General features: G+C 69.6%; 24 protein-coding genes. 16 read left to right on the forward strand and 8 right to left on the reverse strand.

Annotation, left to right across the window (positions count from 1 at the left end):
• Positions 1-99 precede the first annotated feature (99 nt).
• Complete coding sequence (locus M2165_RS16535) at positions 100-1,548, reverse strand: FAD-dependent oxidoreductase (protein ID WP_280817559.1); 1,449 nt, start codon at positions 1,546-1,548, stop codon at positions 100-102.
• 22 nt (positions 1,549-1,570) lie between these two features.
• Positions 1,571-1,993 (reverse strand): nuclear transport factor 2 family protein, encoded by a 423-nt coding sequence (locus M2165_RS16540; protein WP_280815685.1) that lies wholly within the window; start codon positions 1,991-1,993, stop codon positions 1,571-1,573.
• A 124-nt stretch (positions 1,994-2,117) separates the two neighbouring features.
• Between M2165_RS16540 and M2165_RS16545 the strand changes: the two genes are divergently transcribed.
• From M2165_RS16545 to M2165_RS16560, 4 genes are all read left to right on the forward strand, one after another.
• Positions 2,118-3,638, forward strand: coding sequence for a PLP-dependent aminotransferase family protein (locus M2165_RS16545; protein WP_280815686.1), 1,521 nt, complete (start codon positions 2,118-2,120; stop codon positions 3,636-3,638).
• Between the two features lie 156 nt (positions 3,639-3,794).
• Positions 3,795-4,811 (forward strand): taurine ABC transporter substrate-binding protein, encoded by a 1,017-nt coding sequence (gene tauA / locus M2165_RS16550; protein ID WP_280815687.1) that lies wholly within the window; start codon positions 3,795-3,797, stop codon positions 4,809-4,811.
• Between the two features lie 5 nt (positions 4,812-4,816).
• The gene (locus M2165_RS16555; RefSeq protein WP_280815688.1) at positions 4,817-5,605 is read left to right on the forward strand and encodes an ATP-binding cassette domain-containing protein; all 789 of its coding nucleotides are present in this window, start codon (positions 4,817-4,819) and stop codon (positions 5,603-5,605) included.
• On the forward strand, positions 5,598-6,488 hold the full coding sequence (locus tag M2165_RS16560; RefSeq protein WP_280815689.1) for an ABC transporter permease subunit: 891 nt from the start codon (positions 5,598-5,600) through the stop codon (positions 6,486-6,488). Before M2165_RS16555 ends, M2165_RS16560 begins: the two co-directional genes overlap by 8 nt.
• A 16-nt stretch (positions 6,489-6,504) precedes the next feature.
• Here M2165_RS16560 and M2165_RS16565 read toward each other — a convergent pair whose 3' ends face one another.
• Entirely contained in the window at positions 6,505-6,936 is a 432-nt protein-coding gene (locus tag M2165_RS16565; RefSeq protein ID WP_280815690.1) for a hypothetical protein, read from the reverse strand.
• 9 nt (positions 6,937-6,945) lie between these two features.
• Positions 6,946-7,944, reverse strand: coding sequence for a LysR family transcriptional regulator (locus M2165_RS16570; RefSeq protein WP_280815691.1), 999 nt, complete (start codon positions 7,942-7,944; stop codon positions 6,946-6,948).
• Positions 7,945-8,279: 335 nt separating this feature from the next.
• Here M2165_RS16570 and M2165_RS16575 point away from each other — a divergent pair, with 335 nt between their 5' ends.
• The 8 genes from M2165_RS16575 to M2165_RS16610 all read left to right on the forward strand — a co-directional run bounded on the left by M2165_RS16575 (position 8,280) and on the right by M2165_RS16610 (position 13,495).
• Positions 8,280-9,101 (forward strand): cyclopropane-fatty-acyl-phospholipid synthase family protein, encoded by an 822-nt coding sequence (locus M2165_RS16575; RefSeq protein ID WP_348541052.1) that lies wholly within the window; start codon positions 8,280-8,282, stop codon positions 9,099-9,101.
• A complete protein-coding gene (locus tag M2165_RS16580) occupies positions 9,098-9,712 on the forward strand; it encodes a DUF2878 domain-containing protein (protein ID WP_280815692.1) in 615 nt (204 codons plus the stop codon). Before M2165_RS16575 ends, M2165_RS16580 begins: the two co-directional genes overlap by 4 nt.
• Positions 9,705-10,511, forward strand: coding sequence for a DUF1295 domain-containing protein (locus M2165_RS16585; protein WP_280815693.1), 807 nt, complete (start codon positions 9,705-9,707; stop codon positions 10,509-10,511). The genes M2165_RS16580 and M2165_RS16585 overlap by 8 nt, the downstream gene beginning before the upstream one ends.
• Complete coding sequence (locus M2165_RS16590) at positions 10,508-11,140, forward strand: DUF6134 family protein (RefSeq protein WP_280815694.1); 633 nt, start codon at positions 10,508-10,510, stop codon at positions 11,138-11,140. The genes M2165_RS16585 and M2165_RS16590 overlap by 4 nt, the downstream gene beginning before the upstream one ends.
• A gap of 68 nt (positions 11,141-11,208) precedes the next feature.
• Positions 11,209-11,634, forward strand: a complete 426-nt coding sequence (locus tag M2165_RS16595; protein WP_280815695.1) for a DUF2177 family protein — start codon at positions 11,209-11,211, stop codon at positions 11,632-11,634.
• Between the two features lie 110 nt (positions 11,635-11,744).
• Positions 11,745-12,146 carry a DUF2845 domain-containing protein gene (locus M2165_RS16600; protein WP_280815696.1) on the forward strand — a complete coding sequence of 134 codons (402 nt, stop codon included), beginning with the start codon at positions 11,745-11,747 and terminating at the stop codon, positions 12,144-12,146.
• A 372-nt stretch (positions 12,147-12,518) separates the two neighbouring features.
• Entirely contained in the window at positions 12,519-12,926 is a 408-nt protein-coding gene (locus M2165_RS16605) for a hypothetical protein (protein ID WP_280815697.1), read from the forward strand.
• Between the two features lie 53 nt (positions 12,927-12,979).
• Positions 12,980-13,495: a hypothetical protein gene (locus M2165_RS16610; RefSeq protein ID WP_280815698.1), complete on the forward strand. Its 516-nt coding sequence runs from the start codon at positions 12,980-12,982 to the stop codon at positions 13,493-13,495.
• Positions 13,496-13,577: 82 nt separating this feature from the next.
• Here M2165_RS16610 and M2165_RS16615 read toward each other — a convergent pair whose 3' ends face one another.
• Positions 13,578-14,240 (reverse strand): ChrR family anti-sigma-E factor, encoded by a 663-nt coding sequence (locus M2165_RS16615; protein ID WP_280815699.1) that lies wholly within the window; start codon positions 14,238-14,240, stop codon positions 13,578-13,580.
• A complete protein-coding gene (locus tag M2165_RS16620) occupies positions 14,237-14,902 on the reverse strand; it encodes a sigma-70 family RNA polymerase sigma factor (protein ID WP_280815700.1) in 666 nt (221 codons plus the stop codon). Before M2165_RS16620 ends, M2165_RS16615 begins: the two co-directional genes overlap by 4 nt.
• Positions 14,903-15,018: 116 nt before the next feature.
• Here M2165_RS16620 and M2165_RS16625 point away from each other — a divergent pair, with 116 nt between their 5' ends.
• From M2165_RS16625 to M2165_RS16635, 3 genes are read left to right on the forward strand one after another with little or no spacing between them, the layout of a single operon-like run.
• Positions 15,019-16,398: an FAD-dependent oxidoreductase gene (locus M2165_RS16625; protein WP_280815701.1), complete on the forward strand. Its 1,380-nt coding sequence runs from the start codon at positions 15,019-15,021 to the stop codon at positions 16,396-16,398.
• Positions 16,395-17,192 (forward strand): DUF1365 family protein, encoded by a 798-nt coding sequence (locus tag M2165_RS16630; RefSeq protein ID WP_280815702.1) that lies wholly within the window; start codon positions 16,395-16,397, stop codon positions 17,190-17,192. Before M2165_RS16625 ends, M2165_RS16630 begins: the two co-directional genes overlap by 4 nt.
• Entirely contained in the window at positions 17,189-18,466 is a 1,278-nt protein-coding gene (locus M2165_RS16635; RefSeq protein ID WP_280815703.1) for a cyclopropane-fatty-acyl-phospholipid synthase family protein, read from the forward strand. Before M2165_RS16630 ends, M2165_RS16635 begins: the two co-directional genes overlap by 4 nt.
• A gap of 15 nt (positions 18,467-18,481) precedes the next feature.
• Here M2165_RS16635 and M2165_RS16640 read toward each other — a convergent pair whose 3' ends face one another.
• Both M2165_RS16640 and M2165_RS16645 read right to left on the reverse strand, forming a co-directional pair.
• A complete protein-coding gene (locus M2165_RS16640; protein WP_280815704.1) occupies positions 18,482-19,807 on the reverse strand; it encodes an MFS transporter in 1,326 nt (441 codons plus the stop codon).
• A gap of 61 nt (positions 19,808-19,868) precedes the next feature.
• The gene (locus M2165_RS16645) at positions 19,869-21,515 is read right to left on the reverse strand and encodes a choline dehydrogenase (RefSeq protein WP_280815705.1); all 1,647 of its coding nucleotides are present in this window, start codon (positions 21,513-21,515) and stop codon (positions 19,869-19,871) included.
• A gap of 99 nt (positions 21,516-21,614) precedes the next feature.
• Between M2165_RS16645 and M2165_RS16650 the strand changes: the two genes are divergently transcribed.
• The gene (locus tag M2165_RS16650) at positions 21,615-22,427 is read left to right on the forward strand and encodes an IclR family transcriptional regulator (protein WP_280815706.1); all 813 of its coding nucleotides are present in this window, start codon (positions 21,615-21,617) and stop codon (positions 22,425-22,427) included.
• Positions 22,428-22,430 lie beyond the last annotated feature (3 nt).

Genomic DNA, 22,430 nt, shown 5'->3' on the forward strand with positions numbered 1-22,430 from the left:
CCAGAAGGCGCGGGTTTGCCCCGTTGTGCGGCGGTGCGGTGCGCCACTTCGGTGAATGCGCGGCGGCGGTGCACCGCGCGCCGCGCGTTTTCGCTTGTTCTATTTCTCGTCGCGCAGCCAATACCACTTGTAGAGCATGCGCTGGCCGATGCGCCGGAACGGCGCGAAGGCGCGCGACTCCACGAGCCCGAGCACGTTGGGGAAGGGCAGCGGCGAGTGGTAGATCGGCAGCTCGAACACATGCCTGCTCGCATCCGCGCCGGCCACGCGCTCGGCCAGCCGCTTGCCGGCCCAGGTCGAGAACGACACGCCGTTGCCGCCGTAGCCCACCGCGTACCAGATGGTGCGGTCGGCATCGGGCTGCGTGATGCGCGGCATCATGTCGTGGCTCATGTCGACCCAGCCCCACCACGAGTAGTCGATGTCGATGCCCGCGAGCGGCGGAAACTTGCGCGCGATGGCGTCGGTGAGCAGCTTCAGGTGCACCGGGTGCTCGGCATCGGCGCCGCTGACCGCGCTGCGGCTTCCGATCTGCAGCCGGTTGCCCGCGAGCAGCCGGTAGTAGAAGCGCAGCGTGCGCGTGTCGGTGAGGAAGGTCTTCGAGCGGAAGTTCGTGGCCTGCAGTTCCGAATCCGTCAGCGGGCGCGTGACGACCGAGTTCGAGAGGATCGGCATGATGCGGTTCTTCAGCAGCGGGCTCAGCGCCTGGCCGGTGTAGCCGCCGGTGCACACCGCCACGCGGCGCGCGCGCACCACGCCGCCGGGCGTCTGCAGGTGGTGCACGCCGCCGATGGTCTGCCAGCCCTGCACCGGGCTCGAGGTGTGCACCGTCACGCCGAGCCCGCGCGCCTTGCGCAGCAGGCCGAAGGTGAACTTCAGAGGGTGGATGCCCACGCCTTCGGGTTCGAACATCGCGCCGGCCGCCTCGCGCTCGTCGCAGTACTCGCGCCGGAGTTCCTCGGCCGTGAGCATGCGCGTGCCGTAGCCGAACTGCTCGCGCATCAGCCGCGCCTCGGCCGCGAGCACCGGCAGCTTCTCGGGACGGTGCGCCACGTAGAGATGGCCGCCGTCGAAGGCGTCGCAGTCGATCTGCGTCGTGAGGTGCCGGAAGTTCTCGAAGCCGCAGCGGATCTCGGCGTCGAGCCGCTTCGCGGTGTCGAGGCCCCAGCGGCCGATCCATTGCGAGCGCTTGAGCCTGCCGCTCGCGTTCTGCCCCTGGCCGCCGCTGCGGCTGGAGCAACCCCATGCGGCCTGGTTGGCCTCGAGCACCGTGGCCCGGATGCCGTGCTCCTGCGCGAGGTAGAGCGCGGTCGACATGCCCGTGGCGCCCGAGCCGATCACGGCCACGTCGACGTCGACGTCGTGCAGCAGCGGGCCGTCGTCCTCGGGCGGGGTGCCCGCGCTCGCCACCCACCAGGTGGGCGCGTAGGCGCGGCCCGCGCCGGGATCGGCCGCGACCAGCGGGTCGTAGCGTGGGTCGTAGGGCCTGTTCGCGGCCGGCGAGGACGACGGCGGCGGAACGGCGAAGGCGGCGGTGCCGGAGGACATCTTCATCGGAAGGCTCCGCGGGCTACCGGGCGGCGGCCGGCAGGTTGGGGCGCGCCTTGCGGAACACGTTCTTCAGATGGATCTTGCCGCCCCTGAAGGTGAAGACGTCGATGCCGTCGGTCTCGATGCGGCTGCCGTCAGCGGCCGTGCCGGTGAAGGTCCACTGCGAGGTGCCGAAGTCGCCGTGCACGAAATGCCGGCCGTTGCGCCACTGCGCATCGGGCACCGTCTCCCAGGCCGCGGCGAAGGCGCGGCGCACCGCCTCGGCGCCGACGTGCCGGGTGCCGCAGGCCTCGGGGCCGGCGGCGGTCTGGAAGATGCAGTCGTCGGTCATGAAGCCCATGAGAGCGTCGATGTCGTGCCGGTTCCACGCATCGCTGAAGGCGGCGAGGGTCTCGGTGGTGACGACGGAGGAAGACGAAGAAGAGGATGGGGCGTTGGTCACGCGGCGGCTCCGGAAAGCAAAGGAATGTGCGGAGCGTAGGCAGCGCGCGGCCCGCGCGATAGGGCCAGTTCCGGGGATTCGACCGAGCCAGAAACGGCTGGGCTGCCCTAAACTGCGGCGCACCATGGCCAATCCCAGAGCGATCCAATGGGCGCAGCTGTTCGCGCTGCCCGACCAGCCCGCCCTGCCGCTGCAGGGCCGCCTGCGCGCCGCGGTGGTGCAGGCGATCCTCGAGGACCATCTGGTGCCGGGCGCCTCGCTGCCCTCGTCGCGCGAGCTCGCGGCACTGCTCGGGCTGAGCCGCAACACCGTGACCTCGGCCTACCTGCAACTGATCGACGAAGGCTTTCTCGAAGCGCGTCCGCGCAGTGGCGTGTTCGTGGCGCGCAATGCCAGGCCGCAGCCGGCCGCGCATGCCGAGCCGCTCGTGGGCCGCAGCGGCCAGCCCTGCCAGCCGCCCGACTGGTCGTCGCGCGTGCTGCGCTCGCTGCTCGACAAGCCCACGCTCTCCAAGCCGGACCGCTGGCGCGACTATCCCTATCCCTTCGTCTACGGCAACTACGACCCGCAGCTGTTCCCGACCGAGGACTTCCGCGAATGCTGCGCGCGCAGCCTCGCGCGTTCGCAGCTGCCGCACTGGACGCCCGACTTCGAGACCGACGACGTGCCCGACCTGATCGAGCAGATCCGCACCCGCCTGCTGCCCAAGCGCGGCGTGTTCGCGCTCAAGGAGGAGATCCTCGTCACGCTCGGCGCGCAGCATGCCTACTACCTGCTGGCCGACGCGCTCTTCGGCGAGAACACCCGCGTCGGCCTCGAGGAGCCGGGCCATCCGCATGCGCGCAACAGCTTCTCGATGCGCAATCCGAAGTGGGTCGAGGTCGCGGTGGACGAGGAGGGCCTGGTGGTCGATGCGCTGCCCGCGGCCGACTACCTGTTCGTCACGCCCTCGCACCAGAGCCCGACCACGGCCACCATGAGCCTGGAGCGCCGGCAGTGGCTGCTGCGCAAGGCCGAGCTGCAGGACTTCGTGATCATCGAGGACGACTACGAGGCCGAGAACCTCTATGAGGGCACGCCGATGCCGGCGCTCAAGAGCCTCGACAAGACCGGGCGCGTGATCTACGTGGGTTCGGTGTCGAAGAGCCTGTCGCCCGCATTGCGGCTCGGCTTCATCGTCGCGCCGCGCGCGCTGATCAAGGAACTGCGCGGCATCCGCCACGCGATGGTGCGGCACCCGAGCGCGTTCCTGCAGCATGCCTATGCGCTGTTTCTTTCGCTCGGCCATCACGAATCGCATGCGCGGCGCGTCAACGCGGCCATGCAGGAGCGGCTGGCGATCGCCGCCAGGGCGCTGCGCGAGCATCTGCCCGAGTTCCAGTTCACGCTGCCGCAGGGCGGCGCCTCGCTCTGGGTGCGCGCACCGGCCTGGGTCGATGCGGCCGAACTGTCGCTGATGGCGCGCAGCCACGGCGTGCTGATCGAGGCGGGCGACGTGTTCTTTGCGCACCCGCCCTATCCGTGCCCCTTCTTCCGGCTGCGCCTGTCGTCGATCGCGGCGGGGCAGATTCCGGCGGGCATCCAGGCCTTGGGCGCGGCGGTCGAGGAACTGGCGCTGGCGCGCGGGGAAGTGCGGGCGCACTGATCGGCGCCGGCGGGCACCGCAACCGTGCGCGCCGCACCAGAACAAGGGTATTTCCCGACCCGCTGGCTCCATCCTGCTCGCGCCGCTGGTACTTCCTCCTGCGGGGCAACCGGTGCAAAGTCGGCCCAGGCCAGTTTCACCACCGGAGAAATCAGCATGACCTCGTCCCGCCGTCTTTCCCTGAAATGCGCAACCGCGGTTGCCATCCTCTGCCTGTTCGCGACCGGCGCCTCGGCGCAGAGCAAGTCCAAGGAACTCACCTTCGCCCACCAGGACATGCTGGTGCCGCTGCGCCTGGTCATGGAGTCCGGCGAGGTCGAGAAGGCCACGGGCTACAAGATCAACTGGCGCATGTTCTCGGGCGGCGGCGACGTGATCCGCGCCATGGCCTCGGGCGACGTGCAGATGGGCGAGACCGGCTCGAGCCCGCTCACGGCCGCGGCCAGCCAGGGGCAGGACATCAAGCTGTTCTGGATCTCGGCCGACATCGCCGACGCCGAGGCGCTCGTGGCGCGCAACGCCTCGGGCATCTCGAGCATCAAGGACCTCGCGGGCAAGAAGGTGGCCACGCCCTTCGTCTCCACCGCGCACTACCAGCTGATGGCCGGCATGAAGATGGACGGCGTCGATGCGAAGAAGGTCAACGTGATGAACATGCGCCCGCCCGAGATCGCGGCCGCCTGGGAGCGCGGCGACATCGACGCCACCTTCATCTGGGACCCGGTGCTCTCGAAGATCCGTGCCAGCGGCAAGGTGATCGCCACCTCGGGCAGCATCGGCAAGCGCGGCGCGCCGACCTTCGAGGGCATCGTGGTCAACGCCAAGTGGGCGGCCGAGAACGAGGCCTTCATGGTCGCCTTCGTGAAGGCGCTGAACCGCGCCAACGAGGAGTACAAGGCCTCCGGGAAGAGCTGGACCCCCGATTCGCCGCAGACCAAGGCCATGGCCAAGTGGACCAAGGCCGACCCCAAGGACGTGGGCCCGGCGATGGCGCTCTACACCTTTCCGACGCTGGCCGAGCAGGTCTCGCCGACCTGGCTCGGCGGCGGCGCGGCCAAGGCGATGGCGAACACCGCGGTGTTCCTCAAGGAGCAGGGCCGGGTGCAGGAGGTCAAGCCCGACTATTCGGCCTACGTGACCACCGCGTACGTCGAGAAGGCGATGGGAAAGTAGGCCGCATGCCGACGCTCGACATCCGCGACCTCACGGTCAACTACGCCGTCAAGGGCGGCACGCTGCAGGCGCTGGCGCCTGTGAACCTGCGCATGCGCGACGGCGACTTCGTGGTCGCGCTCGGCGCCTCGGGCTGCGGCAAGACCACGCTGCTGAACTGCATCGCGGGCTTTCTGCCGCCCTCGACCGGCGAGATCCTGCTCGACGGCCGCCCCGTGGCGGGGCCCGGCGCGGACCGCGGCGTGGTGTTCCAGAAGCATGCGCTGATGCCCTGGCTCGATGTGCGCGACAACGTGGCGCTCGGGCTGCGGCTCGCGGGCGTCGACAAGGCCGCGCGCGACCGCATCGCCGAGGAGAAGCTCGCGCTCGTCGGGCTGCAGAAGTACGCGGACCGCGCGGTGTACGAGCTCTCGGGCGGCATGCAGCAGCGCGTGGGCATCGCGCGCGCGCTCGCGAGCGACCCGGCCGTGCTGCTGATGGACGAGCCCATGGGCGCGCTCGACGCCTTCACGCGCGAGCAGGTGCAGGAGATCCTGCTCAAGGCCTGGTCGACCTCGAACAAGATGGTGTTCTTCATCACCCATTCGGTCGAGGAGGCGCTGTTCCTCGCCACGCGGCTGATCGTGATGAGCCCGAGCCCGGGGCGCATCTCCCACGTCTACGACGAGGTGCCGTTCTCGCGCCAGTACCTCGCGCACGGCGATTCGCGCAGGGTCAAGTCGGAGCCGGAGTTCATCCGCATGCGCGAGGAAGTCCTGTCCATCATTCATCATCGCGAGGCGGAACATGCATGAGGCCACCATGGCAACCCCACCTGCAGCCACGGTCGTGACGCCGCCCACCCGACCCGCTGCGCCGGCGCCCGTGCCGGCCGGCGCCAAGCTCAAGACCAGCGCCTTCAAGGTGCCGGGCGAAGGCTCGAGCGTGACCATCAGCGTGGTCACCGTGGCGGCGCTGATCGCGCTCTGGTTCCTCGTGACGAACATGGGCTGGGTCAAGCCGCTCTTCCTGCCCACGCCGCAGGCGGTGTTCCAGCAGTTCCACGAATACCTCACGGGCCAGGCCAACGACAAGCCGCTGTGGCAGCACTTCCTCGCGAGCATGTTCCGCGTGTTCTCGGCCTTCCTGCTGGCCTGCGTCACGGCCATTCCGGTCGGCATCGCGATGGGCATGAGCCGCTTCTGGCGCGGCATCTTCGATCCGCCGCTGGAGTTCTACCGCCCGCTGCCGCCGCTGGCCTACCTGCCGCTGATCATCATCTGGTTCGGCATCGACGAACTGCCCAAGGTGCTGCTGATCTTCCTGAGCTGCTTCGCGCCGCTCGCGCTGGCCGCGCGCTCGGGCATGCGCAGCGCCTCGCAGGAGCAGATCAACGCCGCCTACTCGATGGGCGCGAGCTACACCCAGGTGATCCGCCACGTGATCCTGCCCTCGGCCCTGCCGGACATCCTCGTGGGCATGCGCATCGCGATCGGCTTCGGCTGGACCACCCTCGTGGCGGCCGAGATGGTGGCCGCCAACATGGGCCTGGGTCAGATGGTGCTCAACGCCTCGAACTTCCTGCGCACCGACATCGTGATCATGGGCATCATCGTCATCGGGGTGGTGGCGTACCTGTTCGACCTGCTGATGCGCTGGCTCGAGCGGCGGCTGGTGCCGTGGAAGGGGCGCATGTGAGGCGCCGCCGCCGCGGTCAGCGCAGGAGCTTGATGGCCAAGGTGGCCGCAAAGGTGGCCACCGCGGCGACGGACAGCGCGGAAGCCACGATCTGCAGGCGGTAGACCCAGGCGACGCTGGGCTCGGCGCGGTCGTCGTCCCATGCCCTGTTGAGCCAGCCGCTGAGCGTGCAGGCGAGGAAGAAGCAATAGGCAGCGGCGCTGAACGGCGCGAGCGTGTAGCTTGCGGCGGCGCCGAACAGCCGCTCCAGTGCGGCGGACAGGGCGATCAGCGAGACGCCGCCAACGCAGGTCGACAGGTGCGCGACGCGCCACAACTCGGTCCGCTTGGCATCCCCGCTGCGTTTGCAGAGCCCGTGCGGAATGCCAAGCAAGGTGCCGGCGCAGAAGAGCATGACGCCGAGCAGCGGGTACAACCCGCCCCCGGGGGTGAGGATGGAAGCGTTCATCACGCCATCTTACGAAGCGGACCGGCCGACCGACGCACTGGCACGGGCGATACCTGACGGCCTGGAAAGGGCGCACGTGAGCGGCGCCACGGGCACGGCCGGCGGCAGCACCGGCAGCCCGCCGCCATTCGAGGCCACCGACTGCTCCAGGAAATCGAGCATCGCGCGCATGGCCGCGCTGTTGTGGCGCCGCTGCGAATAGGCGGCATAGAGCCAGTGGTCGTGCGGCATGTGGTCGCGCAGCACCGGCACCAGCGCGCCGCGCTCCAGATGCGACTGCGCGAGCGGCTCGGGCACGTAGGCCACGCCCGCGCCGCGCAGCGCGAGCTCGATCAGCGCGACCGCGTCGTTGGCTTCCATGCGGCTGTGCACCGGCACTTCGTAGCCCTCGCCGCCGGCCTCGAAGCGCAGGTGGGTGGTGGGCGCGGCCGAATAGCTCAGCACGTCGTGGCGCGACAGGTCCTCGGGCACCTGCGGCATGCCGCGCTGCGCCCAGTACGACGGGCTCGCGCAGACCACCATCTCGAACTGCACCAGCCGGCGCACGATCAGGTTCATGTCGTCGATGCGTCCGCCGGTCAGGTGGATGTCGATGCCTTCCTCGATCAGGTCGATCGCGCTGTTGGTGAAGACCAGGCTCACGTACACGTCGGGGTAGCGCTTGATGAAATCGGCGATCACGTCCGAGAGCCAGCCCGCGATCAGCCCGTGCGGCGCGCTCATGCGCAGCCGCCCGCGCGGATGGGCGCCGTGCGCCTGCAGGTCGTTGAGCGTGTTCTCGGCCATCGCCACCAGTTCGGTGCTGCGGTCGAGCAGCACCTGGCCGGCATCGGTCAGGCTGAGCGACCGGGTGGAGCGGTTCAGCAGGCGCACGCCGCTGCGGTCCTCGAGTTCGGCGACGTAGCGGCTGACGGTGGCTTTCGACATGCCCAGCGAAATGGCTGCGCGGGAGAAGCTGCGGCGGAACGCAACTTCGCGGAATGTTTTGATGAGGTCGAGGCCGTCCATGGTGGCCGCATTGTTCCAGTTCTCGCCGACCGCCGCAGATCCAGCCGGCCGCTTCCTGCGTATAGCGCGTGGCGGCACCCTTTTTCGAGCCGCGGACAAGGACCCACGCGCATGCCGCAAACCACCGAACTCGCCATCCGATCCGTCGAACAGGGGCTGGTGCCCGACCGCCTGGTGCGGCTGGGCATCCGCCGCCTGCTGAAGGCGCGGCTGGCCGAGCTGCACGACGGCGCCGCCGCCGAGACCGCCGAGATCACGCGGGCGTTCGTGCACGGCATGCGCGCGCGGCCGAGCTGGCGCCGCTGGCCGAGAAGGCCAACGAGCAGCACTACGAAGTGCCCGCGGGCTTCTTCGGCGCGGTGCTGGGCCCGCACCGCAAGTACAGCAGCTGCTTCTGGCCCGAGGGCGCCGCGACGCTGCCGCAGGCCGAAACCGCGGCACTGGCGGCTACCTGCGAGCGCGCCGGCCTGGCGGACGGGCAGGACGTGCTCGAACTGGGCTGCGGCTGGGGCTCGCTGTCGCTGTGGATGGCGCGGCACTATCCGGCGAGCCGCATCACTGCGCTCTCCAACTCGCACTCGCAGCGCGACCACATCGAGCGCGAAGCCGAGCGCCAGGGGTTGCGCAACCTTCGCGTGATCACCCAGGACTTCAACGTCTTCGACACCCCGGCGCGTTTCGACCGCATCGTCTCGGTCGAGATGTTCGAACACCTGCGCAACTGGCCGCGCGCCTTCGCCAACGTGGCGCGCTGGTTGCGCCCGGAGGGGCGGTTCTTCATGCATGTCTTCGCGCACCGCGGCGCGCCGTACGCCTTCGTCGAGCGCGACGCGAGCGACTGGATGAGCCGCCATTTCTTCTCCGGCGGCATGATGCCGAGCGACGACCTGGCCCTGCGCTGCCAGGACGACCTGCGCCTGCGCGACCAGTGGCGCTGGGACGGCATCCACTACCAGCGCACCGCCGAGGCCTGGCTGCGCAACATGGACGAGCGGCGCAGCATGCTGCTGCCGCTCTTCCAGGCCACCTACGGCGACGAGGCCGAGGTCTGGTGGACCCGCTGGCGGCTGTTCTTCATGTCGGTGGCCGAGCTGTTCGGCTTCGAGGGCGGGCAGCGGTGGTGGGTGAGCCACTATCTTTTCGAGCGGCGCGCATGATGCGCAGCGCCGATCTGCCGGCCGCCGTCACCGCCACCTTGGCGCGCGCACCGCTGCATGCCGGGCCGACGCGCGCGATCCAGCTGTCGAACTTCGCCGTGTTCCAGCTCGCATGGTTTGCCGCGGTGGTGGGGGCGGCCCACGGCCAGCCGCTCGCCGGCACGGCCTGCGTGGCCGCCGCGATCGGCTGGCATCTCTTCGTGTCGGCCCGGCCGGCACGCGAGGCGCGGCTCGTGGCGCTGGCCTGCCTCATCGGCTTGGTCGTCGAGACCGCGATCGTGCAGCAGGGCCATGTGGTTTATCCCTCAGGCCAGCCGGTGCCGCAGCTCGCACCGTACTGGATGGTCGCACTCTGGGGCCTGCTCGCCATCGCGCTCAACGTGACGATGCGATGGCTTCGCGGGCGGCCGTGGCTGGCGGCGGCGCTCGGTGCGGCGCTGGGGCCGCTGGCCTTCGTCTCCGGCGTGCGGCTGGGCGGTGCGCAGTTCGTGCATGCCGTGCCCGCGCTGCTGACGCTGGCGCTGGTGTGGGCGGTGCTCATGCCGGTGCTGATGCGCCTGTCGGTCCGCTTCGACGGCGTGAGCGCGCCCGGCGGCACGCACCATGGCTGAGGAAGCCGGCTTCTTCGGCGCGGCGCTGGCCGGGCTGGCCTTCACGGCCGCGCTGGCGTTCGCGACCTGGGGCGCGAGCCTTGCACGCAGCGATGCGAGCCTGGTCGACCGCGTCTGGTCGCTGTGCATCGCGGGCGCCGGGGCGATGTACTTCGTCTGGCTGCGGCCGCAGGTCGGGCTGCGCGGGATGGGCATGCTGCTGCTCGCCGGCGCCTGGGCCCTGCGGCTCAGCCTGTTCATCACCTGGCGCAACTGGGGTCACGGCGAAGACCGGCGCTACCGCCGGATCCGCGCGCGCAACCAGCCGAACTTCGGGTTCAAGAGCCTGTACCTCGTGTTCGGGCTCCAGGCCGTGCTGGCCTGGGTGGTCTCGGCGCCGTTGCTTGCCGGCATGTCCGAAGCACGCCCGCTGAACGCGCTCGATGCGGCCGGCTTCGCGCTCGCGCTCTTCGGCCTGGTCTTCGAGGCCGTGGCCGATGCGCAGATGGCGCGCTTCAAAGCCGACCGCGGGAACGAAGGACAGGTGATGGACCGCGGCCTCTGGCGCTACACGCGGCATCCGAACTATTTCGGCGAGGCCTGCGTCTGGTGGGGGCTGTGGCTCGTGGCGGTGGGCGGTGCCGGCTGGGGCGGTGCGTGGAGCGCGGTGTCGCCGGTGCTCATGACGGTGCTGCTGCTCAGGGTGTCGGGCGTTCGCCTGCTGGAGCAGGACATCGCCGAGCGCCGCCCCGCGTACCGCGAGTACATCGCCCGCACCAATGCCTTCGTGCCGGGCCCCGTGCGAAAGGCGCCGCGATGAAGGCGCGCTTGCCCTTCGTGCTGGCCGCATCGGCCGCGCTGGCCGGCACCGCCCAAGCCGAGGCCTGGAACTTCGGCGTCTTCCTCGACGATCAGCCGATCGGCGAGCACCGCTTCAGCGTCACGGGTCCGGCCGATGCGCGCAAGGTGATCAGCGAGGCCAGCTTCCGCGTCAAGTTGCTGGGCCTGACGGTCTACCGCTACCGCCACCGCGCGGTCGAGCAATGGCAGGGCGATTGCCTGAGCGAACTCGAAGCGAGCACCGACGACGACGGCGAAGCCAGCCGCGTGCGCGCGCAGCCCCAGGGCGACGCCGGCCTCGCCGTGGTTACGCTCACGGGCACCCAGGCGTTGAAGGGCTGCGTGATGAGCTTCGCCTACTGGAACCCCGCCATCCAGCGGCAGGCACGGCTTCTCAATGCGCAGACCGGCCGCAGCGAGAACGTGCAGGTGCGCGCCATGGGCGGCGGCACGGTCGAGGTGCGCGGCCGGCCCGTTGCCGCGACGCGGTGGCGCATCGACGGTCCGGCGCAGCCGATCGACGTCTGGTACGCGGCCGAGGGCGGCGAATGGCTCGCGCTCGATTCGACCGTCGATGGCGGGCGCCGGCTCAGCTATCGCCTGAAGTGATGCGGTGGCAGCGATGCGCCGGCCCTGATCCGTTTTTCTTCTTCAATTCTTCCGAACAGGAGCATCCCATGTCCCTCCGGCAATTCGCCATCGCCTACCTCGCCTCGGCCGTCGTCTTTCTGGTGCTCGACGCCATCTGGCTCAGCACCATGGCCGACCGGCTGTACCGCCCCGCGCTCGGCCACCTGATGCTCGATCGCTTCTCGCTGGGCCCCGCCGCGCTCTTCTATGCGATCTACCTGGTCGGCGTGGTGGTGTTCGCGGTCTTGCCCGCACTCGCCAGCGGCCGCTGGCTCACCGCGCTGGGGCACGGCGCGCTGCTCGGCCTCGTCGCCTACGCCACCTACGACCTGACCAACCAGGCCACGCTGAAGGGCTGGCCGTGGATGGTGACGGCGGCGGACCTGTGCTGGGGCAGCTTCGTCACTGCGGTGACTGCGGGCGTGGCGGCGAAGGTCGCGCTGGGGGTGGGGGTGGTGTCGCGATCGGGGTGATGAGGGCATGGGCGCGGGGTGCGGCCGGCTGCGTCGGCGGAGGCGGAACGACCAAAAACACACACTGCGACGGTGAGGCGGTAGAGTGGCGGCATCGCGTCCCTTTCCTGATGATCGGCATGAACAGCGCTCCTCCCCAGCCTGCGGCATCGGCTCATCTCCGTTCGGCCTGCTGGCTCGCGGCGGCGCTTCTGACCATCCATGTTTCGCCCGTCGAGGCCTCCCAATCCTTGGGTTGCAACGGGGCGCTCGTGAGCAAAGGTGACTCGCCCGTCTCGTTGCTCCAAAAGTGCGGCGAGCCGATCCATCGCCAGGGCGTCTGCGTCTCGATGCTGCAGCTCGGCTGGGTGGTGACGCCTTATCGTCCAGGGAGTCCTGCTGCGATGCTCGCGAATCAATGCGTGCCCATGGAGGAGTGGACCTACGACCGAGGGCCAGGCACGTTCTACGGGGTTGTTCGCATCTACAACGGTGCGATCGAATCCGTACGCGATGGTGAGCGCAACCGATGAGGCCTCGTCGCCGCGGACGAAGCACGATCCGACACACCGCCTGACATGGCAGTCCTGATGCCCGTGTGCAAGCGGTCGGAACCGGAAGTTGGCACGAGCGCCTCGCTCCCGGACAATGATGATTCGACGTTTGATCGGAGACTGTCGTGAAGTTCGTCCACTGCTTTTCAATGGCCTGTGTCGTTGCCGCAATAGGGCTGCTTGCTGCTGGAGCATCCGGAGCAGCAGCTTTCGCCTTTGGATTGTCGATTGCGGTTGAGCTCGTTGGCTCGGTCGTCACTGGAAAGCAGACGAACGAGACCGAACGATGAGCGGCCGCACGCGGCCACAACCAGATGGTTGGCATCGAACCCCAATCGAAGGGAAATACAGTTGTTCAACTACACAGCGCTAGCGAAGGCGGACGGCAAACCCGAATGGAACGGTGAAAGCTCCGAGGGCATCAGCTTGTGCGTTCGCGGGACTGAAGAAGGGCCTGACCCGGTTGCGATTCAGCAAGCCAAGGCCGTCGTGGACGCCCTTAGCGAAGTACGCCGGAAGGCCATCGAGATGGCGGACAGCTTCATGAAGGATGAGGGCGATTGGCACCTCATCGAACTCGACGTTGGACCAGAGGCGCAGCGATACGAGTGTGACTATCTCGTCGGTCTGTATTTCGAAACCAGGGACGGTTCAGATGAGTATGGGTACACCAGGTTCTCGGTATGTTTCCGTTCGCATGCCGGCCAACCGGCCGCTTCCCAAAATCATCCCTGGAAGCTCATCATCGAGTATCGTTGACCGAGCGGGTTGGCGGACCGAAGCCGGTCACAACCAGACTTTCATTGCGCGCCATGAATCCACCTTGGGTTGAGTTTCCCGACATTCCGATGGGGAGCGCCGGCTGGCGCATGGGCCACGGTGAGCCGTATATGCAACGCTGGACCGCCTGGTATCAAGCACGTTCAGCGGACGAACGCCGCGTCTATCAGACTTCATGGCGCGAGCCGCGAGATTGGGCAGGGTTCTTTGCCTATGTCGATGATGGAACCCTCCCGCCGTCTGTTGCAGAGCGTCGCGCTCGGCTAGAGGAGCCGCAGCGACCGCCATCGCCTGACGAGCGAAGCATCCTCGATTACTACCGAGCGCAGTGGCTGATTCGTCGTCACATGCGACAGATTGACCAATTTCAGGTTTCCGCCCGCCATCCCTCGCCTTACCTCGGTGAGCGAGACGGTGAGCACCTGATGGGCTACTACGAAGACCCTGACGGTTCTTGGTGGCGCGTGAGCAACCCGAATGGGGGTGGCTTGGAGATGCTTCGCATCGACGCGGAGCTTCTGCGCGATTGGAAAGAACGACTGCTTTAGAGAAATCCAGAGGTCGGCTTAGGGGCCCAAAGCAGCCCTTGCCCCACCCCCTCAACAGCCCACAACGGCACCCCCCCACACCTCACATCCCCACCAACGCCCCCAGCGTCCGCGCAATGACCCCATTGAACAGCACCCGCCCGCGCACCGAGGCCAGGCAGATGCATTCGCTGGCGGCCTGCACCACCGGCTGGTGGTGAAAGCTGCCGTCGCCTTCGTCGAAATCACCGGGGCCGAACAGTGCGCGGCCGTCGTGGAAGGTGCCGTACATCACCTGCGTGAGCTCGGAATCGCTGTGGGTGTGCATCGGCAGGTTCTTGCCCGCGCCGATGCGCAGCAGGAAGACGTTGGCCGCGGGGTCGTCCGGCAGGGTGACGCGGCTCCAGCGCATGCCGGGGCCGAGCCAGCGCCAGGGCGTGGCGGGGCAGTCGGCCAGCGAGCGCGGCCAGGCCATGCCGGGCGGCAGGGCGGGGCGCCGGAGCGGGGCGGCTTGCTCCGGGGGGGATGGCGAGCTCGCTGCCGCGTCGATGGCGGCGATGGTGCGCGCGAGCGCATCGGGCGCCATGGCGTGGGGCGGCAGTTCTTCCAGCAGCGCGCCGCCGACCGTCTCGAAGACGCGCATGCGCTCGCGGCAGTGCGCGCAGCCTTCGAGGTGGGCGGCAACGACCACCGAATGTCCGCGCTCGAGGCTGCCGGCCGCATGGGCCAGCAGCAGTTCGTCGCCGGGATGGTGTTGGATGGTCATGGTTCGAGTCGGTCGAGCAGCCGGCGCAGATGGCGAACGGCCAGGCGCACGCGCGATTTGACGGTGCCGAGCGGAAGGCCGAGCGTGGCGGCGATCTGCGCATGCGGCTGCTCTTCGTAGAAGGAAAGGCGCAGCACGTGCGCCTGTTCGGGCGGCAGCTGGGCCATGGCTTCGCGCACGCCGGCCTCGCGCTGCCGGGCGAGCAGCAGCTCGTCGGGCTGGGGCAGGGGGTCCGGCGCATCGTCGCCCTCGTCCTCGGACACGCCGATCTCCGCCGTGCGGTTGCCCGCGCGCCGGAAATGGTCCACCCGCAGGTTGCGCGCGATGGTGAAGATCCAGGTCGAGACGCCGGCGCGGCGGGCGTCGAAGCTCGCGGCCTTGCGCCACACGTTGACCATGGCCTCCTGCGCCAGCTCTTCGGCCAGGCCCTCGGAGGTGCCGAGCCGGATCAGGTACGACTTGACGCGCGGCGCGAAATGCTTGAACAGCGCGGCGAAGGCCTGCCTGTCGCCGTGGCGTGCCATGGCTTCGGCCAGGCGGGTGAGTTCTTCGCTTGTCGGCATCGCGTCGCGGCCCTGATGCAGTGTCACGATCGACAGCCAGGGCGCGCGCGGCGCGGCGCGCGAACGGACCGGTGCCTGGGGATGTCGGACGGTGTTCATGCTGCTCCTACGCACCGCCGGCGGGATTAGATCACAGCGCGGAAACGGAAGAGCCCGGTAAATCCAAACCGGAAAGGGCTGCGTACAAGCGGCTACATCTTCTTTCCGGAGCCCTCATGACCGTTGCCGCCGCCCCCGAGGCGCCCCTGCCGCCCACGCATGCACCCGGCGGGCCGGTGCTCGACATCGCCGTCGTCGGGAGCGGCATCTCGGGCCTTGCGGCGGGCTGGCTGCTGTCGCAGCGGCACCGCGTCACGGTGTACGAGGCCGACAGCCGCGCCGGCGGCCACAGCAACACCGTGCAGGTGGGCGCCGGCCCCGGGGCGATCGCGGTGGACACCGGCTTCATCGTCTACAACGAATCGGCGTACCCGAACCTCACGGCGCTGTTCGCGCACCTGGGCGTGGCGACGCAGCCCGCGGAGATGTCGTTCGCGGTGAGCCTGGACGGCGGCGCACTGGAGTATTCGGGCAGCGGGCTGCGGGGGCTGTTCGCGCAGCGCGCCAATCTCGTGCGGCCGCGCTTCTGGTCGATGCTGCGCGAGCTGGTGCGCTTCTACCGGCAGGCGCCCGGCGAAGCGGCGCGCTTCGGGCTCGCGCCGCTCGACAGCTACCTGGATGCACGCGGCTACGGCCGCGCCTTCCGCGAAGACCACCTGTACCCGATGGCCGCGGCCATCTGGTCCACGCCCGCCGCGCGCATCGGCGACTATCCGACCGAAGCCTTCGTCCGCTTCTGCGAGAACCACCATCTGCTGAACCTGGGCGACCGGCCCGCGTGGCGCACGGTGACCGGCGGCAGCGCGCGCTATGTGGCGCGGCTGGCCGAGGGCATCGGCGAACCGCTGCGGCTCGACAGCGCCGTGCTCGAACTGCGGCGCGAGGCCGGCGGCGTCTTCGTGCGCACCGAGCGTGCGGCGGCGCCCCGGCGCTTCGACCATGTGGTGATCGCCGCGCATGCCGATCAGGCGCTGCGCCTGCTGCCCGACGCGACTGCCGACGAGACGCGGCTGCTGGGCGCCTTCGGCTACAGCCGCAACCGCGCGGTGCTGCACAGCGACCCGGCGCTGATGCCGCGGCGCCGCGCGGTCTGGTCGAGCTGGAACTACGCCGCCGACCGCCGCCGCGACGGCGCGCCGTGCGTCACCTACTGGATGAACCGGCTGCAGGGCATTGCGGACGACACGCCGCTCTTTCTCACGCTGAACCCGGCGCAGGAGCCGGCGCGCGAGCACCTGATCCGCAGCGAGGTCTACGAGCACCCGGTGTTCGACCCCCACGCCATGCGCGCGCAGGACGAACTGTGGTCGCTGCAGGGGCAGCGCCGCACCTGGTTCTGCGGGGCCTACTTCGGCGCCGGTTTCCATGAGGACGGGCTGCAGGCCGGCCTGGCGGTGGCCGAGGCGCTCGGCGGCGTGCGCCGGCCCTGGACGGTGGCCGACGAGTCGGGCCGCATCCGGCTGCGCTCCACCTTGGCGGCGGAGGCCCTCGCTTGAACGACGAGGCCGCCCTCTACGTCGGCCGCGTCATGCACCAGCGGCTGCGCCCGGCGCGCCATCGCCTGGCGTACCGCATGTTCTCGATGCTGGTGGACGTCGATGCGTTGCCGGCGCTCTCCGCGCGGCTGCGGCTTTTTTCGTTCGACCGCTTCAACCTGTTCAGCCTGCACGCACGCGACTACGGCGCAGGCAGCGACGACGGCCTGCGCCCGCACGTGGAGCGCCAGCTGCAGGCCGCGGGCCTGGTCACCGGCGGCGCGATCCGCCTGCTGACGATGCCGCGCATCCTGGGCCACGTGTTCAACCCGTTGAGCGTGTATTTCTGCGACCACCCCGGAGGCGGGCTGCAGGCGGTGCTCTACGAGGTGAACAACACCTTCGGCCAGCGCCACGGCTACCTGATTCCGGTGCGCGAAGACCAACGCCATGGCGGGCCTGTCGCGCAACAGTGCGGCAAGCACTTCCATGTCTCGCCGTTCCTCGATCTCGAGATGCGCTACGACTTCCGCGTCGAGCCGCCCGATGCCGCGCGGCCGGGGCTCGGCATCGGCATCACGGTGTCGGACGCCGAAGGGCCGGTGCTCGTGGCGCGCTTCGATGCCGCGCGCCGCCCGCTCGGCGACGCGGCGCTGGCGCGCGTGTTCTTCACCCATCCGCTGCTGACCCTGAAGGTGGTCGCCGCCATCCACTGGGAAGCGCTGCGGCTGTGGATCAAGGGCGCGCGCGTGCGCAGCTGCCCGCCCGCGCCGGCGCAGCCGGTGAGCATCGTTGCTGGAACCAAGGACTCATGAACACCTCTTCTTCCTCATCGCCGAACGGTCTGAACGCCGAGGCCCTGGACCCCGCCGCCGCCTTCGCCCCTGCGGCGTGGACGCGCCGGCCGCTGCGGCGGCTGCTGGCGCGCCTGCTGCGCCGCGTGCGCTGCGGCAGCGTCGCGGTCGAACTGCCGGGCGGCGAGCGCGTGGAAGGCCGCGGCGCCGCCGACGGGCCGCACGCGGCCATCAGCCTGCATCGCTGGCGTCCGCTCGCACGCCTGCTGCTGCGCGGCGACATCGGCCTGGCGGAGTCGTACCGCGACGGCGACTGGTCGAGCCCGGACCTCACGGCGCTGCTCGAATTCGGCATCCGCAACGAAGCGGCCTGGGGGCGCGCCTTCGAAGCCGCGCTGCCCGCCCGCTGGTTCGGCCGCGCGGTGCACGGCCTGCGCGCCAACACGCGCCGCGGCAGCCGCCGCAACATCGCCTTCCACTACGACATGGGCAACGCGTTCTACGCCAAGTGGCTCGATCCCGACCTGATCTATTCGAGCGCGCTCTACGCCACCGGCGACGAGACGCTCGAAGAAGCGCAGGCGGCCAAGATCGCGCGCATTGCCGAACTGCTCGCGCCTGCGGCGGACGACCGCGTGCTCGAGATCGGATGCGGCTGGGGCGCGCTCGCCCTCGCGCTGGCCGACCGGCACGGCGCACGCGTGACCGGCCTCACGCTCTCGACCGAGCAGCTCGCGCATGCGCGGCAGCGCGTGGATGCGCAGGGCCTGGGCTCGCGCGTCGACCTGCGGCTGCAGGATTACCGCGATGCCGAAGGAAGCTACGACCGCATCGTGTCGATCGAGATGCTCGAGGCCGTGGGCGAGCGCTACTGGCCGGTGTACTTCGACACGCTGCGCCGGCGTCTCGCACCGGGCGGCGTGGCGGTGGTGCAGGTGATCACCATGGCCGATACGCACTTCGAGCGCTACCGCCGCAGCCCCGACTTCATCCAGCGCTTCATCTTCCCGGGCGGCATGCTGCCTTCGGTGAGCGCCCTCGAAGCGGAGGCGGCCCGCGCCGGCCTCACGCTGGCCCGGGCCGAATCCTTCGGCGCCAGCTATGCGGCCACGCTCGCCGAATGGCGGCATCGCTTCCTCGCGGCCTGGCCCTCGATCGAACCGCTGGGCTTCGATGCCGCGTTCAAGCGGCTGTGGGAGTACTACCTCTGCTACTGCGAGGCAGGCTTCATGGCCGAGCGGGTCGACGTCGGCCTCTTCACGCTGAAGCACCGCGCATCCGCAGCCTGCACCTGAAGCAGGAGCGGGCCGCTAGCGCGCAGGCTGCACCGCGTCCGCGGGCGCCTCCCCGGCCACCGGCGAGCGGCCGATCATCCAGGCGCAGGCCGCCGACACCACGCCCGCGAACAGCACGTACATGCAGATCTGCCAGGGATCGCCGCCGCCCGACTTGAGCAGCGCGGTGGCGATGATCGGCGTGATGCCCGAGGCGAAGATGCCCGAGAACTGGTAGACGAAGGAGATGCCGGTGTAGCGCACCTTGGCATCGAACAGGTCGCAGAAGAGGGCGGCCTCGGGCCCGTACACCGACGCGTAGAGGATGCCGAACGGAATGATGATCGCGAGCCACACCAGCAGCACGTTGCCGCCGCTGTGCGTCATCAGCCAGAAGCCCGGGAACGCCGACACCGCGGTGATCAGCGAGCCCCACATGTAGACCTTCGGCCGCCCGAGCCGGTCGGACATGCGACCGAAAAACGGGATCGCGAAGCACATCACCACCGCCGCCGCCATCACGCCGAGCAGCGCGTCGGTGCGGTCGAGCTTCAGCGTGCTCGTGAGGTAGTTGATCGAGAACACGCCGAACACGTTGAAGAACACGCCGTCGATGTAGCGCGCGCCCATGCCCTTGAGCACGTTGCCGGGATAGCGCCGCAGCATGTCCATGAACGGAATCCGCAGCTCGGCATTGCGCGCCTTCACGGCGGTGAACTCCGGCGTCTCCTGCACGTGCAGCCGGATGTACATGCCCACGATCACCATCACGCCCGAGAGCAGGAAGGCGATGCGCCAGCCCCACGAGAGGAACTGCTCGTCCGTCAGCAGCCAAGACAGCAGCGCCACCACGCCCGAGGCCATGCACAGGCCGATCGCCAGGCCGATCTGCGGGAGCGAGGCGTAGAAGCCGCGTTTCTCCTTCGGCGCGTACTCGTAGGCCATGAGCACCGCGCCGCCCCATTCGCCGCCCAGGCCGATGCCCTGTGCGATGCGCAGCAGAAGCAGCAGCAACGGCGCCGCGATGCCGATCTGCGCATAGGTGGGCACCAGCCCGATCAGGAAGGTGGCCACGCCCATGATCATCAGCGTGATGACCAGCATGCTCTTGCGGCCGATCTTGTCGCCGAAGTGGCCGAAGATCACGCCGCCCAGCGGCCGCGTGACGAAGCCGACGGCGAAGGTGGTATAGGCCAGCAAGGTCGACACCACCGGATCGCTGCCCGGGAAGTAGAGCTTGTTGAACACGATGCCAGCCACCACGCCGTAGAGGAAGAAGTCGTACCACTCGATGGTGGCGCCCACCAGGGCCGACACCACGACCCTGCGGACCGATTTCTCGTCGCTCGTTGCTGCGCTCATTTGTCTGTCTCCTATGGGTTTTGTCGTCGCGGCCTCTGCGGGCCGTTCGCCGTTTGCGGAACTAGATCTGAAGCGCCGGGGCCGCCGCGAGGGCGTCCTCCCGGATCATGTCGACGGCCTTCTCGGCCATCATCACGGCCGGCGCGTTGGTGTTGCCCGACACCAGCGTGGGCATGGCCGAGCAGTCAATCACGCGCAGCCCCGCGACGCCGTGCACGCGCAGCCGCGCGTCGACCACCGCGAGCGCATCGCGGCCCATGCGGCAGGTGCCGGTGGGATGGAAGATGGTGGCGCCGTTGTTGCGGCAGAACTCCAGCAGGTCGGCGTCGCTCGCCGCGCCGGGGCCGGGCTTCACCTCGCGCGTGACGTAGGAGCGCATCGCGGGCGAGGCGGCGATGGCGCGTGCGGCCTTCACGCCGGCGACTGTGGTCGCGCGGTCGAGTTCGGTCGAGAGGTAGTTGGGCTGCATCTCGGGCGGCTCGGCCGCGTCGAGCGAACGGATGCGCACATGCCCGCGCGATTCCGGCCGCAGCTGGCACACCGACATCGTGAAGCCCGAGTACGGATGCACCTTGCCGCCCGCCATGTCGGCCGACAGCGTGGCGACGTGGAACTGGATGTCGGGCGTGGCCGCCACCGGCCGGCCGTGTTCGTCCTTCAGCGCGCGCATGAAGCAGCCGCCCTGGTTGATGCCCACCGCGAGCGGCCCCGTGCGGTGCATCAGCCACTCCATGCCCATGCTCGCCTGGCCGAACCAGGAGTTGAGCTGGTCGTTGGTGGTGATCGGCTTGGCGCATTCGTAGCCGAGGCGGATCTGCAGATGGTCCTGCAGGTTCTCGCCCACGCCCGGCAGTGCGTGCACCACCGGAATGCCGAAGCGCCCGAGCAGCTCGCGCGGCCCGACGCCCGAGAGCTGCAGCAGCTGCGGCGACTGGATCGAGCCCGCCGCGAGCAGCACCTCGGCGCGGCAGCGCGCGGTCTTCTCGACGCCGCCCTGGCGAAAGCGCACGCCCACCGCGCGCCGGCCCTCGAACACCACCCGCGAGGCGAGCGCCTCGGTCTCGATGCGCAGGTTCGGCCGGTTCTTCGCCGGCCCGAGATAGGCCTTGGCCGTGCTGCAGCGCCAGCCCCGGTGCGTGGTGAGCTGGTAGTAGCCCGCGCCTTCCTGCGCCGTGCCGTTGAAGTCGTCGGTGCGCGGCACGCCGATCTGCGCCGCGCCGTCGATGAAGGCCTCGATCAGCTCGTGCTTCGCGCCGATGTCCGACACCTTGAGCGGGCCGTCGCCGCCGTGGAAGGCATCGCTGCCGCGCTGGTTGCCTTCGGAGCGGATGAAGTAGGGCAGCACGTCCTCGTAGCCCCAGCCCGCGTTGCCGAGCGCGGCCCAGTGGTCGTAGTCCTCGCGCTGGCCGCGGATGTAGATCAGCCCGTTGATCGAGCTCGATCCGCCCAGCGTCTTGCCGCGCGGCCAGTAGATGCGCCGGCCGTTCATGTTCGGATCGGGGTCGGTCTCGAAGCGCCAGTTGTAGGTGGGGCTCCACATCGTCTTGCCGTAGCCGATCGGCAGGTGGATCCACAGCGACCGGTCGGCCGGACCCGCCTCGAGCAGCAGCACGCGCGTGGCCGGGTCCTCGCTCAGGCGCCCCGCGAGCACGCAGCCCGCGGAGCCGGCGCCCACCACGATGTAATCGAACTCCGCGTCGCGCTGCATGGCACTCCTTGAGGGTGGAACAATCGGCATCCGGCGATGCGATGCATCCTAGGACAATGTTTTTCGGAACGCAACGTTCCATTTTTAAGGTTTACCCGTATGCCACGTTCCGCGCGCGTGCCTGCCGCCCCGGCGTCCGACGCCGTTCCCGCCGCCAGCGAGGAGCCGTCTTCCGGCTCTTCCGCCGAGCGCAGCCTGCGGCTGCTGGCGCTGCTCGCGAACCAGGGCCGCGCGCTCACGCTGGCCGACCTGGCGGCGCAGCTCGGCCTGCCCAAGGGCACGGCGCACCGCATCTGCACGCAGCTCACGGCCACGGGTTTCCTGGCGCGCGACGTGGACGAACGCTCCTTCGTCGTCGGCCCCGCGCTGCGCCAGCTCGCCTTCGACACGCTGAACCACGGCACCGTGCGCGGCCTGCGCCACGAGGTGCTGGCCGCCCTGGTGCGCGAGGTCGGCGAGACCTGCAACCTCACCACGCTCGACGGCGCGCAGGTGCTCTATCTCGACCGCGTCGAGGCGCAGTGGCCGCTTCGGCTCACGCTCGACGTCGGCTCCCACGTGCCGCTGCACTGCACCGCGAGCGGCAAGCTCTTTCTCGCGCTGATGCCCGGGAAGGCGCGCGACGCGGTCATCGACCGGTTGCCGCTCGAACGCATGACCGCCAACACCCTCGTCACTGCCGAGGCGCTGCGCGCCGAGTGCGACGAGATCGCGCGCCGCGGCCATTCGCGCGACCGCGAAGAGTTCATCGCCGGCCTCGTCGCCGTGGCCGTGCCGGTGCGCGACGCAGCCGGTGCGGTGCGCGCCGCGCTCGCGGTGCATGCGCCGACGGCGCGCATGTCGATGGACGATGCGGAGCGGCGCATCGGGGCGCTTCAGGCGGCGGCGGGGCGGATGACGGGGCTTCTTTGAACG

The organism is Variovorax sp. TBS-050B (genome assembly GCF_029893635.1).
GTDB lineage: Bacteria > Pseudomonadota > Gammaproteobacteria > Burkholderiales > Burkholderiaceae_C > Variovorax.

Coding starts and splice junctions, on each gene's coding strand:
- M2165_RS16535 (WP_280817559.1), bottom strand. CDS start 1,548: ATGTCCTCCGGCACCGCCGCCTTCGCCGTTCCGCCGCCGTCGTCCTCG.
- M2165_RS16545 (WP_280815686.1), top strand. CDS start 2,118: ATGGCCAATCCCAGAGCGATCCAATGGGCGCAGCTGTTCGCGCTGCCC.
- tauA (WP_280815687.1), top strand. CDS start 3,795: ATGACCTCGTCCCGCCGTCTTTCCCTGAAATGCGCAACCGCGGTTGCC.
- M2165_RS16555 (WP_280815688.1), top strand. CDS start 4,817: ATGCCGACGCTCGACATCCGCGACCTCACGGTCAACTACGCCGTCAAG.
- M2165_RS16560 (WP_280815689.1), top strand. CDS start 5,598: ATGCATGAGGCCACCATGGCAACCCCACCTGCAGCCACGGTCGTGACG.
- M2165_RS16565 (WP_280815690.1), bottom strand. CDS start 6,936: ATGAACGCTTCCATCCTCACCCCCGGGGGCGGGTTGTACCCGCTGCTC.
- M2165_RS16570 (WP_280815691.1), bottom strand. CDS start 7,944: ATGGACGGCCTCGACCTCATCAAAACATTCCGCGAAGTTGCGTTCCGC.
- M2165_RS16580 (WP_280815692.1), top strand. CDS start 9,098: ATGATGCGCAGCGCCGATCTGCCGGCCGCCGTCACCGCCACCTTGGCG.
- M2165_RS16585 (WP_280815693.1), top strand. CDS start 9,705: ATGGCTGAGGAAGCCGGCTTCTTCGGCGCGGCGCTGGCCGGGCTGGCC.
- M2165_RS16590 (WP_280815694.1), top strand. CDS start 10,508: ATGAAGGCGCGCTTGCCCTTCGTGCTGGCCGCATCGGCCGCGCTGGCC.
- M2165_RS16595 (WP_280815695.1), top strand. CDS start 11,209: ATGTCCCTCCGGCAATTCGCCATCGCCTACCTCGCCTCGGCCGTCGTC.
- M2165_RS16600 (WP_280815696.1), top strand. CDS start 11,745: ATGATCGGCATGAACAGCGCTCCTCCCCAGCCTGCGGCATCGGCTCAT.
- M2165_RS16610 (WP_280815698.1), top strand. CDS start 12,980: ATGAATCCACCTTGGGTTGAGTTTCCCGACATTCCGATGGGGAGCGCC.
- M2165_RS16615 (WP_280815699.1), bottom strand. CDS start 14,240: ATGACCATCCAACACCATCCCGGCGACGAACTGCTGCTGGCCCATGCG.
- M2165_RS16620 (WP_280815700.1), bottom strand. CDS start 14,902: ATGAACACCGTCCGACATCCCCAGGCACCGGTCCGTTCGCGCGCCGCG.
- M2165_RS16625 (WP_280815701.1), top strand. CDS start 15,019: ATGACCGTTGCCGCCGCCCCCGAGGCGCCCCTGCCGCCCACGCATGCA.
- M2165_RS16635 (WP_280815703.1), top strand. CDS start 17,189: ATGAACACCTCTTCTTCCTCATCGCCGAACGGTCTGAACGCCGAGGCC.
- M2165_RS16640 (WP_280815704.1), bottom strand. CDS start 19,807: ATGAGCGCAGCAACGAGCGACGAGAAATCGGTCCGCAGGGTCGTGGTG.
- M2165_RS16645 (WP_280815705.1), bottom strand. CDS start 21,515: ATGCAGCGCGACGCGGAGTTCGATTACATCGTGGTGGGCGCCGGCTCC.
- M2165_RS16650 (WP_280815706.1), top strand. CDS start 21,615: ATGCCACGTTCCGCGCGCGTGCCTGCCGCCCCGGCGTCCGACGCCGTT.